Source organism: Ruegeria sp. A3M17, assembly GCF_003318255.1.
Lineage (GTDB): Bacteria > Pseudomonadota > Alphaproteobacteria > Rhodobacterales > Rhodobacteraceae > Ruegeria.
In genome coordinates, this window is the sequence record NZ_QOCF01000014.1 from 485,506 (window position 1) to 497,858 (window position 12,353).

At 58.3% G+C, this 12,353-nt stretch carries 12 protein-coding genes; 5 read left to right on the forward strand and 7 right to left on the reverse strand.

The window, feature by feature from the left end; all coding sequences use genetic code 11:
- From DS906_RS09830 to DS906_RS09850, 5 genes are all read right to left on the reverse strand, one after another.
- Complete coding sequence (locus DS906_RS09830; protein WP_113789977.1) at window positions 1–1,545, reverse strand: Ppx/GppA family phosphatase; 1,545 nt, start codon at window positions 1,543–1,545, stop codon at window positions 1–3.
- 49 nt (window positions 1,546–1,594) lie between these two features.
- Entirely contained in the window at window positions 1,595–2,284 is a 690-nt protein-coding gene (locus DS906_RS09835) for a DnaA/Hda family protein (protein WP_113789978.1), read from the reverse strand.
- 1 nt (window position 2,285) lies between these two features.
- Entirely contained in the window at window positions 2,286–3,359 is a 1,074-nt protein-coding gene (locus tag DS906_RS09840; RefSeq protein ID WP_113789979.1) for an AI-2E family transporter, read from the reverse strand.
- A 90-nt stretch (window positions 3,360–3,449) separates the two neighbouring features.
- Entirely contained in the window at window positions 3,450–4,427 is a 978-nt protein-coding gene (locus tag DS906_RS09845; RefSeq protein WP_233494747.1) for an isopenicillin N synthase family oxygenase, read from the reverse strand.
- Complete coding sequence (locus tag DS906_RS09850; RefSeq protein ID WP_113789980.1) at window positions 4,427–5,791, reverse strand: FAD-dependent oxidoreductase; 1,365 nt, start codon at window positions 5,789–5,791, stop codon at window positions 4,427–4,429. Before DS906_RS09850 ends, DS906_RS09845 begins: the two co-directional genes overlap by 1 nt.
- A 169-nt stretch (window positions 5,792–5,960) precedes the next feature.
- On the opposite strand from DS906_RS09850, the gene proS reads away from it, so the two are divergent.
- Both proS and DS906_RS09860 read left to right on the forward strand, forming a co-directional pair.
- On the forward strand, window positions 5,961–7,301 hold the full coding sequence (gene proS / locus DS906_RS09855) for a proline--tRNA ligase (protein WP_113789981.1): 1,341 nt from the start codon (window positions 5,961–5,963) through the stop codon (window positions 7,299–7,301).
- Window positions 7,285–8,178: a glycosyltransferase family 2 protein gene (locus DS906_RS09860; RefSeq protein WP_113789982.1), complete on the forward strand. Its 894-nt coding sequence runs from the start codon at window positions 7,285–7,287 to the stop codon at window positions 8,176–8,178. The genes proS and DS906_RS09860 overlap by 17 nt, the downstream gene beginning before the upstream one ends.
- 5 nt (window positions 8,179–8,183) lie before the next feature.
- Here DS906_RS09860 and DS906_RS09865 read toward each other — a convergent pair whose 3' ends face one another.
- Entirely contained in the window at window positions 8,184–8,534 is a 351-nt protein-coding gene (locus DS906_RS09865; RefSeq protein WP_113789983.1) for a hypothetical protein, read from the reverse strand.
- A gap of 319 nt (window positions 8,535–8,853) precedes the next feature.
- Between DS906_RS09865 and DS906_RS09870 the strand changes: the two genes are divergently transcribed.
- From DS906_RS09870 to DS906_RS09880, 3 genes are all read left to right on the forward strand, one after another.
- A complete protein-coding gene (locus DS906_RS09870; protein WP_113789984.1) occupies window positions 8,854–9,855 on the forward strand; it encodes a hypothetical protein in 1,002 nt (333 codons plus the stop codon).
- Window positions 9,856–9,919: 64 nt separating this feature from the next.
- Window positions 9,920–11,215, forward strand: a complete 1,296-nt coding sequence (locus tag DS906_RS09875; RefSeq protein WP_113789985.1) for a lipoprotein-releasing ABC transporter permease subunit — start codon at window positions 9,920–9,922, stop codon at window positions 11,213–11,215.
- Window positions 11,208–11,894: an ABC transporter ATP-binding protein gene (locus DS906_RS09880; protein ID WP_113789986.1), complete on the forward strand. Its 687-nt coding sequence runs from the start codon at window positions 11,208–11,210 to the stop codon at window positions 11,892–11,894. Before DS906_RS09875 ends, DS906_RS09880 begins: the two co-directional genes overlap by 8 nt.
- Here DS906_RS09880 and DS906_RS09885 read toward each other — a convergent pair.
- Window positions 11,878–12,315 carry a DMT family transporter gene (locus DS906_RS09885; RefSeq protein WP_058275676.1) on the reverse strand — a complete coding sequence of 146 codons (438 nt, stop codon included), beginning with the start codon at window positions 12,313–12,315 and terminating at the stop codon, window positions 11,878–11,880. The two genes, DS906_RS09880 and DS906_RS09885, sit on opposite strands and share 17 nt — an antisense overlap.
- Window positions 12,316–12,353 lie beyond the last annotated feature (38 nt).

Consider the following 12,353-nt stretch of genomic DNA (forward strand, 5'->3'; position numbering starts at 1 on the left):
CTAGTCCCGGATGATGACACGGGTTTCAGATTTCAAAGCGTTCCCGAGTGACTTTAGCCGCGCCTCGGCCACTTCGTTGAACAGGGGGCGTGCTGCAGTTGGCAGGAACAAGTCCAGCTGTTGCTTCTTGGGGTAAAATTTCAAAGTCGCCATCGGCGCATCATTCTGCATCCACAGCATGGCACCAAACCGCATAGCTTTTCCCAAAATCTCGGCCTGTTTCTGGTCTTTCTCGTCTAGGAGTTCGTACAGTGCGGTGAACCGGTTGCCCTCGCGTTTGTTGCGATACCGGTGCTGCAGGGCCAGCCCGATATAGACTCGTTCCGAGTGTTTCAAGCCGCCCAGATTGGCACGTGTGACGTAGTCGAAACAGACCTCGGCGCGATAGTCAGGATGTGCGCGCCAGCTGACGTCGTGCAACAAACTGGCCGCCTTTATCAGGCGGATACGCGCGGGCGGGGCTGATTTGAACAGCGGCATCACGAAATCGAGCAGGTGTTTTCCGAAACCGGGCAGGCGGGCGTCCTTGGCTTCGGAAAAACGGCTCGCCTCGATCAACGGATCGCGGTCCCGCAGGTTTTGCGGCATCTGTTCGTAAAGCAGACCTTCGCGGATACCATAGCTGGAAATGGCGATATCCTTGGGTTTGAACGTGCGGATCAAGCGTGCCAACACATCCATCGCATAGGGGATCAGCGCCATTCGTGATCCCGACACACCGGCTTTGCTGCGCAGCTTTTCCGGGTCACCCTTTTCGATGAATTTAATGGTCTCGCGCACCTGCTTGGTGGTCATGCGATATTCATGTAGAACGTTCAGGGGATAACCCCGGCGCAGCATGTCCAGGCGCGCAAAGGCCCGCCAGCTTCCGCCCACAAGGAACAGGCGATCGCGTTGCGGCCCCATCTGGTCGCGCAGATCCTCCATCGTGGCTTTGATGTGTGCCTTGCGCGCGCGTCGGCCACCTTTGATGTCCCGTAGTTTCAGTGGCCCCAGGGCCGAAGTCAGGCGCCGACCGACACCGCCGTCTCCGATCTCGGCTAATTCCATTGAGGACCCGCCGATGTCACAGATCAGGCCATATGCGCCGGGCCATCCAAGCAGGACACCCTGCGCGGACAGGCGAGCCTCTTCATCGCCGTTAATGACCGATACGGTCAGGCCGGTTTCGGCTTTGACCTCGGCACAAAAATCGGGGCCATCCTCGGCCTCGCGCACGGCTGCGGTGGCGACGACATGCAGGCCGGGCAGGCCAAGGTCATCGGAAAGCTGGGCAAACCGGCCTAAAGCGGCCAGGGCGCGTTTGCGACCCGTCGGATTAAGCCGCCCCGTGTCCGAAAGGCCCGCGCCAAGCTCGCACATCACTTTTTCATTGTAGAAGTAAGCCGGTGAGCGCGCAGCACCGTCAAAGATCACCATCCGGACTGAGTTTGATCCAACGTCAACCACGCCCACGCGTGACAGAGCTCGGGCTTGGGGGTCATCAAAGAGGGGCTTTCCGAACGGACCCCAGTCAGGGATTTCGGTAACGACAGTCTGATCCATGTCTCTTCCAGATATTCCGCGTGCAGAATGCGAGATGACCCGGCGTGGGTCAATTCCCAGATTGGACATCATCCAAATCTGCGCTCAAAACACGCACCGCCAAGGCACGGGTAATGTCGCGCTTTTCCGATAGCGCAAGCTGGTCCAGTTGCGCCACCACACTGGCGGCAGTTTCAAAGCGCCGGTCCATATGTTTAACCAGATAGGCGATGACCTCAGGGCTGGGGTTCAATTGCCGGTCCACGAACAGCTTGGCCAGAACCGCGCCCAGCAATGCATCATCCGGAGGATCCAGTGCCACGTGATGCGCGCCCTCGATCCGGCTTTGGAGATCGGGCAGTGGAAGTTGCCAGAAATTAGGGGCAAGCCGTCCAGTCATAAGAAGGGCGTTGCCTTCGGCCAACACAAGATTGTGCAGGTGAAACAGTGTTTTCTGTTGATCGAGGTCTTCGGCGACCATCGGCACGTCTTCGACCGCGACAGGCGCGCGTGCCAGATCCGGCACGTCTTCGTGACGCACATCCGCGGCCTGAATGATCCGACCACCGGTTTCCGCTGCCCAGACATGGGCCAGATGAGTTTTACCTGCACCCGCAGGGCCGCTCAGGACCAGTTTGTTGCCCGGCCAGGACGTGGCCGAAATCATTGCAACTGCCAGTGCATTCGCGGGAGAGACAAAAAAATCCTCACGCCCCAGCGCAGTTTTGGCCGGAAGATCAAAGCTTAATTGAAGGGCCATCTTACAGGTCTTCCTGATCCACGCTTTCGAGGCCGGTATACAGACGGCTGCCCAGATAGACCGATGTCGCGTACCGCGCCAGCACGCCCAGTGCGGCAGCAACGGGTACGGCAATCAGCATGCCGACAAAGCCGAACAGGGCACCGAACACAGACAATGCCAACAGCAGCCATACAGGATGCAGGCCGACCGAGTTACCCACCAGTTTCGGCGTCAGGAAGTTGCCCTCGGCCACCTGACCCAGCGCAAATATCCCGGCAACCAGACCGATCTGCGCCCAGTCCCCCCAGAATTGGAACAGCGCCAGACCGATGGCCAGCGTGCCGCCGATCAGGGCGCCGAGATAGGGGATGAACGTGACCAGACCAGCAATAAAGCCCACGATCAGCCCGAACTGCAGGCCGACGGCCATCAGTGCCACGGCGTAATAGGTTCCAAGGATCAGGCAGACGGTCCCCATACCCCGCACGAAAGACGCCAGAACGCTGTCGATATCGGCGGCCAGACGTTTGATCGTTGGGGCGTGGTCGCGCGGCAACAGGTCTCCGATGCGGGCAATCATACGGTCCCAGTCCAGCAACATGTAAACGGTTACGACCGGGACGATGACCAGAAGAACGACAACGTTGATCGCCGAACCCAATGAGGCAGCCACGGTCTGCAGCACATCGCCGGTCTTGGATTTTAGGGTTTCGCCCATTGAGACAAGGAACTGATGAGTGCTTGATTCCGTGTCCAGCAATGACGGGAACTGTTGTTCAACAAACCCGCGCAGTTGTTTGAACAGGCTGGGCATAACTTCGACCAATTCGATCAACTGTGTGATCAGCGCCGGTGCGACCATCAGGATCATCAGGGCAAAGCTGAGAAGGCCGACGACGGTAATAATCCCGGTCGCAGCCATGCGCGACAGGCCCAGGTTTTCCAGTCGATCTGCGACAGGATCTAGGAAATAGGCGATCGCGCCGCCAATTACAAAAGGTAGTAGAACGTCGCCAAGTGCCCATAGTAAAAGCACAAAAATAACAGCGGCAATGCCCCAGTATCTGAGTTGATCCTTTACCGGCAAGGCCATGCTCGTCCCCTTGTTCTTGGCTCTTACCGGTGTTCTTGGCGTAAGCGGCCACGTGATGCAAGCGGTTCATGCCATGGAGATTTCCAAGGATTATGAGCTGAGCGTCCCAAGCTCGGGCGTATCGACGGTGGCATTCTCATCGGGCCAGTTGGTGCGCCAGATTTCGGCGGACCAATGTCCGCAATGAACAGACGGTCGATCAAAGCCGGGCAGGGGTGGCAGTAGAGGTTCAACGACCACGTCATGACGCGGAACTGCGAAATAAGGGAAGGAATAGCGTTCTTTGCCAGATTTATTGACCACCCGATGCGGAGTGGATTTAAGCTGGCCGCCGGACCAAAGCTCAAGCATGTCGCCAATATTCACGATAAAGCCGCCGGAAGGGCAATCCGGGGTGATCCATCCGCCATCCCGGGTCCGCACCTCAAGCCCGCCGACGGGGTCGGGGGCAATGATGGTCAGGGCATCCGTGTCCTTGTGGGGATGAATGCCAAAGCCTTCCTCATCCGGGGCCTGCGGCGGGTAGTGCAATAGTGTCATGTTGGTCATGGGGGTTGCAAAGGCCGCTTTCAGGACGTTGGGCTTCAGACCCAGACCGATTTCAAGCGCGCCCAGCAGCAGTTCGGCCACGTGGTCCAGTTGCGACCAATACTCCAATATGACTTCCCGCGCGCCCGGTACCTCCTCTGGCCAGAGGTTCGGGCCATAAAGCGCACAGTCACCGCGAACCGGGTGGTCCTCGGAAACTTCGAAATGAAGCTTGTAACCTTCGTATTTGTCCGCTTTGCCCGAGCCATCATTGGGCGTGAAGAAACCCATGGGGATGTATCCGCGATAGTTGTCGCGAGTGATGGCCTGATCCCACTTGCTCTGTTCAACGATGTCAAAGATCGCGCGCGTCTTGGCACGGACCTGATTAACGGTGTCAGGTGAAACCCCAGTGCCTGTGATGGACAAGAACCCGATGTCGGTGCAGGCGTCCAAGATCCGCTGAACGATTGCGTCATGGTCCGGATGGGTCGTGTCTTTCAGTGGAGAGATGTCAATCGTGGGGATCGTTTGCATCATCAGTGGATCCTTACGCCTTGCCGATCCAGCTCGGTGTGAACAGGGGCGAGGTTCATCTCGTGCAGATCCTGATTGCTTTTCAGCGACAGGGCTGCCGCAATTCCCGCCCCCTGACCCATGACCGCGCAGCAAGCCATATTGCGCGTCGCTGCATGGGCAACCTTGTCCGCCCCGTGCGAACGACCCGCGACCAGCAGCCCTTTGACACCTTTGGGCAGCATCGAGCGGTAAGGGACCTGCATGTACCGTCCCGTAGTCGGCAGGATCAGGATGCCATAACCGTCGATGAATTCGGGATAGATGCCAATCGTATCCTCGAACCGGCCCTGATGGCGGGCATCATCTTCGGTCATGTTATAGGCCGCGTCGATCTTGCGCGTGTCGCGGATGCCGATGGTCATACCGAAATTTCGCAGCCGAGCATTCTCGCAGCCCGGCATGAAACGTCGCAGCGCTTCGATGGCAAGCATCGACTGACGACGGCCTTCGATCTCGCCACGTGTCAAACTGTCGGGATCCGTGCCGTCGATCTCGGCCATGTGGATGAGGTTCATATAGGTCAGCTCACCCGTGTCATGCATTGCACCCCAGGTGCCTGCTATGGTATTCAGATGCTGGGGGATCAGCCCCTGATCGATGGCTTGCTGGAAAGGTTTGTGCACGAAGGGCGAAAACATGTCGTCTTCTTTGCCGCTCGTCTCGATATTCCACTCACCGCCGCCGCCCCAATCCTTGTAGGTCTGGGGGTCGGCCTTGACGCCCTCCAAAAAGGAGCGTTTGTCGACACCGGCCAGATGGAACATGACCGAGGCGGCCATCATGTCTTCGCGGGCAGTTTTGTGGGTCGGCGCGCCTGCGCGGTGGGCAACATCGGCGTCGCCGGTGGCGTCGATCACAACCTTGGCCAGGATCGCCTCGCGCCCCGCTTTGGATTCGGTGATGATGCCGGTGATCCGGTCACCCTCCATGATCGGAGCGACGAATTGCCGGTGCAGCATCGGATGAACGCCTGCCTCTTCAACCAGCTTGTCGGCCACCAACTTGAAGCCCTCGCTGTCCAACTCATAGCTCAGCGATTGGCTCTCTGGCACGGCCGCACCCATGTCCTTGGCGCGGGTCTCGAACTCCATGCCGATTCCACCAGCTTCGACCGTCTGTTCATGGCGATACCAGGCGAAGCCCTCAACGCCCACGGCGGTGATGTTGCCACCCATGCAGCCGAAGCGGTCGACCAGCGACACCTCGACACCGGCGCGGGCGGCGGCCAGCGCGGCGGCCAGTCCTGCCGGTCCTGACCCGACCACAAGAACGTCTGTCTGATGAACAACCGGTATTTGACGCGCGGGTTCCTGAATGGTTTGCATGGGTGCCCCCTGGATTCTGTATTTCAGTCACAATTGAAAAACCTAACTGGCGGGTCAATCAAAAAACCGACTGGCCTGAGGTCGCAAAATAACCAATGCATGATTGCCCCCGGCGGGGCTTTGGCATAAGCAACTTTGAAGTCGAATTCTCACCTTTGAAGGTCATACAATGCGCCTCAGCCGTTACTTTCTGCCCGTTCTCAAGGAAAACCCCTCCGAGGCCCAGATCGTCAGCCACCGGCTGATGTTGCGCGCCGGGATGATCAAGCAAGCTGCTGCCGGAATTTATTCATGGTTGCCGCTGGGTTTCAAAGTGCTGCGTAAGCTGGAAAACATCATCCATGAAGAGCAGGCACGCGCTGGCCACATCGCGATCCAGATGCCCATCATGCAATCGGCGGATCTGTGGCGTGAATCCGGGCGGTATGATGATTATGGTCAGGAAATGCTGCGCATGAAGGACCGGCATGATCGGGATATGCTGTTCACGCCGACCGCCGAAGAACTGGTCACCGACATCTTCCGCGGCCACGTGAGCAGCTACAAAGACCTGCCGCTGACGCTGTACCAAATCCAGTGGAAATTCCGCGATGAGATCCGGCCCCGCTTTGGCGTGATGCGTGGACGTGAGTTCTATATGAAGGACGGTTACAATTTCGACCTGACCAAAGAGGACTCGCTGCACGCCTATAACCGCCATCTGGTCACCTATCTGCGCACCTATGAGCGCATGGGCCTGCAAGCCATCCCGATGCGCGCCGATTCCGGCCCCATCGGTGGCGACAACACGCACGAGTTCCTCGTTCTGGCCGATACCGGTGAATCTGAGGTGTTCTATGACAGTGCAGTCACCGATCTGACCTTTGGTGATCGTCAGATCGACTACGACAGCCGCGAGCAGTGTCAGGCCATCCTCGAGGAGTTCACCTCGAAATACGCCCGCACGGATGAAACCCATGACGAGGCGCTGTTCAACCAAGTCCCCGAGGAGCGTCGTCGCGTGGCGCGTGGGATCGAGGTTGGTCAGATCTTCTACTTCGGCACCAAGTATTCGGAGGCGATGGGTGCAACTGTACAAGGCCCCGATGGCAAACCCGTTCCGGTTCACATGGGCAGCCACGGTATCGGCGTCAGCCGCCTGATCGGCGCGATCATCGAGGCCAGCCATGACGACAAGGGCATCATCTGGCCTGAAGGCGTGACCCCGTTCCATTGCGGTATCGTCAACTTGAAGCAGGGTGATGACGAGGCCGACGCCGCCTGCAACAAGATCTACGGCGCGCTGACTGCGCTGGGGCTCGATCCGCTTTATGATGACCGCAAGGAACGGGCAGGGGGTAAGTTTGCCACCATGGACCTGATCGGTCTGCCCTGGCGCATCACCGTTGGCCCGCGCGGTTTGAAAAACGGAGTGGTTGAACTGACCTGCCGCCGCACAGGCGAAAGCGAGGAGATGTCCCCCGAAGCCGCCGTTACCAAGATCGCCGAGATCTATGAGCGCATCGCCTGATACCTCTGACGCGCCGCTGATCTCGGTCATCACCGCGACCTATGACCTGCTATCGCAAGGACGGCAGGACAGTTTTCGCGAGGTGATCGAGTGCATGGCGCGTCAGAATTGCGACCGGGCTGAGCATATCATTCAGGATGGGGCATCGACCGACGGCACGGTCGAGTTTCTACAGAACCTGACTGCGGACGCGGCTCGCACCCGGCTGATAAGCGAACCGGATATCGGTTTGTATGACGCGATGAACAACGGCGCGAAGGCCGCGCGCGGGGAATATCTGTTGTTCCTGAACTCTGATGACTCGCTGGCGTCCGACGACATTTTGAACATTGTCGCTGATCGGCTTGAAGCGACACAGCCGGATTTCCTGTTCGGCTCGACCCTGCGCCGGTTCGAGAATGGATCAGAAAGCCGAGAGAAACGGATGTCGCTGACAGCGATTCTGCAGCGGATGCCGTTCTGCCATAACTCTGTGTTGCTGAAGCGGGATGTGTTTTTGGCGCTGGGCGGACATGACACTCAATTTAGCGTCGCGGCCGATTACGATCTGATGTTACGCCTTTTGACCGAAGGGTATCAGGGCGAGCGCATTGACGACCCGATATCCATGTTCTGGGGCAGGGGCGCTACGAGCGACGATGCCGCAACAGCGGAAGACTACGCCCGCGTCTGGATGAATTACTACGGCGGGTACAGGTCGGCCGATGACCTGACACAGTCCGATTTCGTTCGATATTACCAACGCGGTCACATGCCCGCAGCACTGATCCTTGAGCGACTGTTAAAGCCCGGAACGTCGGATGCCATCAAAGCCGCCGCGCGCCACAGTCTGTGGAAGACGACGCGCCGATCCGTTCAGTTCTGGCGCAGCTTTTAGGCGCGTCAGGCTGTCGGTCGGGCAGTCAGAACGTCTCCGTCTGCCGCATGGCCCCGTGCCACAACGATTGGACGGCCCAACCGTCGCACCAGATCCCTGAACTCAAGGCCCAGAAAGCGTAGACCGCAAATCCGGTCTCCGGTGATTTGATCAGTAAGGCACATTCGCCCATCCCGGAAGACCAAACGATACCCTTTGTCGTTCAGGATGTCGGTCAGACCAGCCCAGCTTGCCGCGCTGGCAAAGACCGGAAGGATGGTTGCGCGCAGAAGAACTGCGGACTCACAATCCAAATCTGTTGATGTTTGTCGGACCGAAATTACGTCCGGTTGTTCAGTTTCAATTCGAATACTCATGAGCGACCCCCGCTCTAAAAAATGTATTCCCCCACAATAGGGTGACAAAGTTTCCAAAAATAAGCAAAACGCGAAATAAAGTTGCGTTTCAAATGTTGCATTTTGAGTTCAGTTTGTCTCGCCATGCTCACATTGACTTCATACCTGAAACAATACCGGGCTGTCTGTGAAGAGCGTCACAACCGGTGGTATATTTTAGCGACGAGTGATCTCCTTAAATTCGAGTGGCAGTTTAACCGGTGGCCCTGCTGATTCGCATTTTCGAGGCTTTGAGAGTGAATTTGACCGCGCTGAAATTGCTGATAAACCGAGCAAAACGATGAAAGGGCCCGCTGTGCTGAGTTTCGCGACCGTCGTGTATTCCAAGGACTTTCCGCTGCTTGAACTTCAGGCGCTGTCTTTTGCCCGTTTTGTCGATCCGGACATGGTTTCGTCGATTCACGTGATCATGAATGACTGCGACGAAGATACGCTCAGGGCAAAAATCGAACCCCTTTTGGCTTCATACGGCCCACTGCGATCCAAGGTTCAGGTCCCGGGCGGCGATGACCTGTTGTTGCAGTCCGGTCAGTACGCGCGGCGATCCTTGTCGGATCGGATCCTGATCGAAAACCGGTTTCGTATTCCCGGCATTCGCAGGCAGGGGTGGCGCGGGTCCAACGGATATCGCAGTCAGCAAGTTCTGAAGCTGGGCGCCGCGCGCGTTGCGGCATCAGAGAGCATGGTGATCCTGGACACCAAGAACGTCTTTCTGCGTAGCTTTGCCCCGACTGAGTTCTTTGCTGACAGCGGGGCGGCACGCATCGCTTTCATCGACGTCCAAAGCGATTACCATCGCAATTGGCTGGTCGAGAGCCTTGATGCACTGGGGGCGTCAGGTACCGACCTCACCGGGTTGAAGACCACGACATTTGCGACCCCTTTCGCGATGCGCCGATCCTTGGCCTTGGCGTTGCTGGACGAGATCAACGATCGGTATGGCTCGGTGCAGGCGTTGTTTGGATCTCGCAGGCGGCCGTCCGAGTTCATGCTGCTGAATGCGTTCTGCCTCAAATCGCCGGATGGCTATGCACCGTGGTTCGAGGACCACGCGCAATGCAATATCGGGCTCTGGCCGACCTATTCGCCTGCGGAAATGGCGTCGCAGTTGGCGATGCTGGATGATCCCGCTGCATTGACGCTGGGTCTGCATAACCGCGCCTTGTCGCTGTTGCCCGGCGATCTGCGGGACCGTGTGTTTTCCGAGTTGGAAAACAGGGGTATTTGTACCCGACCGCGCGCAGAAGAGGTGCTAAACCGCGCGGCAACGCTGACCGGCTGACAACCGGCTTGACCATCCGGTGAAATGCCGAAAGGGTCGCGACAACAAAATAACCGGAGCAGGCATGGCCAGAACACCCCCGCCCTTTGCCCCATTTGAGTGGAAAATCGCGTGGCGTTACCTGCGCGCGCGCCGTGCCGAAGGTGGCGTGAGCGTCATGACGTGGATTTCCCTGATCGGGATCACGCTGGCTGTCTTTGCCCTGATTGCCACTCTGGCCGTCCGTTCTGGATTTCGGTCCGAGTTTGTGGGCACCATTCTGGGCGCAAACGCCCATGTGACTGTGTACTCCGCCGGAGAGTTTGATGCGCAGGGGCGCGTTGACCGCACGATCGCAGAATATGAAGAGATGACCAGCCGGATCGCGCAGGTTCCGGGCGTGGAACGCGCGGCCCCGTTGGTCAAAGGTCAGGTCCTGATTACCAATCGCGACCGCAGCAGCGGAGTCGAGGTTTTTGGTATCCGCCCCGACGACTTGCGCGATCTGCCCGGCGTAGCGCAAAGCGAACAGGCCGTCGGTGATCTGACCCAGTTTCAGGACGGAGAGGATGTGATTGCCATCGGGTCAGGTGTGGCGCGCAGCATTGGGGCGACGGTCGGGGACACCGTCAAACTGACCTCACCCAATGGGGTAAAAACCGCCTTTGGGACATCGCCTCGGGTGAATGCCTATCAGGTGGTCTATGTGTTCTCGGCCGGGCGGTATGACATTGACCGCACCCGCGTCTATATGCCGTTCACGCAAGCTCAGAGCTTTTTCAACCGCGACGGTGTGGCCGACGAGATCGAAGTGATGGTCGAACGGCCCGAAGCGATGAACCCGGTTCTGATCCCGGTTCTTGAGGCTGCAGGCGGGCGCAGTCAAATCTGGACATGGCAGGACGCTTCGGGTGGTTTTCTGCGCGCGCTCGAGGTTGAGGACAACGTGATGTTCATCATCCTGTCGATCCTCGTCCTGATCGCAGCAATGAACATCGTGTCGGGCTTGATCATGCTGGTGAAAAACAAGGGGCGCGATATCGGTATCCTGCGCACCATTGGCCTGAGCGAAGGGTCGATCCTGCGGATCTTTTTCATCTGTGGTGCGTTCACAGGCATCCTCGGCACCGTTATGGGGGTGATCCTCGGCTGCCTGTTTGCCATCTATATCGACCCGATATTCTCATTCGTGAACTACGTCATGGGCGGCGGCGTCTGGGATCCGTCCATTCGCGGCATCTATTCCTTACCCGCCGAGTTGCACCTTTCAGATGTTCTCAAGGCAATTGGGCTGTCGTTGGGACTTTCGTTCATCGTCACCTATTTCCCGGCCCGCCGCGCGGCGCGGCTGAACCCGGTTGAGGCGCTGCGCTATGAATGATCTGACGATGCGGCTGAACGGTCTGACTAAAACCTATCTCAAAGGCACTCCGGGTGAGGTGCAGGTGCTGCGCGGTGTCGATCTGGAACTGCGCGCAGGTGAGGCTGTGGCTTTGGTCGCGCCATCCGGGGCAGGCAAATCGACACTGTTGCACATTGCCGGACTACTGGACAAACCGGATGAGGGGACCGTCGAAATCGCGGGCCAGAATGTAGCGGGCAGGGGGGATCGAACCCGTACAGCGCTTAGACGACAGGATGTTGGGTTCGTGTACCAGTTCCATCATTTGTTGCCCGAGTTTACCGCGCTGGAAAACATCACTCTGCCGCAACTGGCTAACGGTGTATCCGAGAAGGCTGCACAGGACAGGTCGATGACCCTCCTGGACCGCGTTGGCGTTGCAGCACGGGCCGATCACCGCCCCGCCGCCTTATCGGGGGGCGAGCAGCAACGTGTTGCGTTTTGTCGGGCCTTGGCAAACAAGCCGCGCGTTTTGCTGGCGGATGAGCCGACTGGAAACTTGGATCCCGAAACCTCGGATCAGGTATTTGGTGCACTGATGTCGCTGGTTCGGGATGAAGGGCTTTCAGCGTTGATTGCGACGCATAACATGGATCTGGCCGCGCGGATGGACCGAAAGCTGCGGCTGGAGGCGGGTGTTCTTAAGCCAGTTGAGTGATGGCGACACCGGCCGCCATCACGGCGATGCCCCCGGCCCGTATCCATGTCAGCGGCGTGACTTGAGCACCGAACAGGCCAAAATGGTCGATGGCCGCCGTGCTGATCAACTGCCCCAGCAGAACAAAGAACACTGCGTTGCCGACCCCGAAATGGGGGGCAACATGCGTGATCGACAAAACATAAAACGCAATCAAAACACCCGCCAGCAACAGGTGTTTTGGGGCTTGAGCCACCTTGGATAGCGCTTCCATTCCCGGGAACAGCAGCATGACAAGGGCTGACGCCACGAACGCGATGGCAAACAGGACTACGCCAGCGGTTGTCGGGGACCCGATCAGCTTGCCCAGTGCGGCATTCAAAGCCGCCAGAATCGGAACGCCGATCCCGGCCGCCAGCATAATGGCTGCGTATTGTGTCATTGCCCGTATCCTCCCGCTTCGTTGATCTGGATCATTGC

Bases quoted from the DNA above. Each gene is read 5' to 3' on its own strand.
- proS (WP_113789981.1), top strand. From the start codon at position 5,961: ATGCGCCTCAGCCGTTACTTTCTGCCCGTTCTCAAGGAAAACCCCTCC.
- DS906_RS09865 (WP_113789983.1), bottom strand. From the start codon at position 8,534: ATGAGTATTCGAATTGAAACTGAACAACCGGACGTAATTTCGGTCCGA.
- DS906_RS09830 (WP_113789977.1), bottom strand. From the start codon at position 1,545: ATGGATCAGACTGTCGTTACCGAAATCCCTGACTGGGGTCCGTTCGGA.
- DS906_RS09850 (WP_113789980.1), bottom strand. From the start codon at position 5,791: ATGCAAACCATTCAGGAACCCGCGCGTCAAATACCGGTTGTTCATCAG.
- DS906_RS09845 (WP_233494747.1), bottom strand. From the start codon at position 4,427: ATGATGCAAACGATCCCCACGATTGACATCTCTCCACTGAAAGACACG.
- DS906_RS09860 (WP_113789982.1), top strand. From the start codon at position 7,285: ATGAGCGCATCGCCTGATACCTCTGACGCGCCGCTGATCTCGGTCATC.
- DS906_RS09840 (WP_113789979.1), bottom strand. From the start codon at position 3,359: ATGGCCTTGCCGGTAAAGGATCAACTCAGATACTGGGGCATTGCCGCT.
- DS906_RS09870 (WP_113789984.1), top strand. From the start codon at position 8,854: ATGAAAGGGCCCGCTGTGCTGAGTTTCGCGACCGTCGTGTATTCCAAG.
- DS906_RS09835 (WP_113789978.1), bottom strand. From the start codon at position 2,284: ATGGCCCTTCAATTAAGCTTTGATCTTCCGGCCAAAACTGCGCTGGGG.
- DS906_RS09885 (WP_058275676.1), bottom strand. From the start codon at position 12,315: ATGACACAATACGCAGCCATTATGCTGGCGGCCGGGATCGGCGTTCCG.
- DS906_RS09875 (WP_113789985.1), top strand. From the start codon at position 9,920: ATGGCCAGAACACCCCCGCCCTTTGCCCCATTTGAGTGGAAAATCGCG.
- DS906_RS09880 (WP_113789986.1), top strand. From the start codon at position 11,208: ATGAATGATCTGACGATGCGGCTGAACGGTCTGACTAAAACCTATCTC.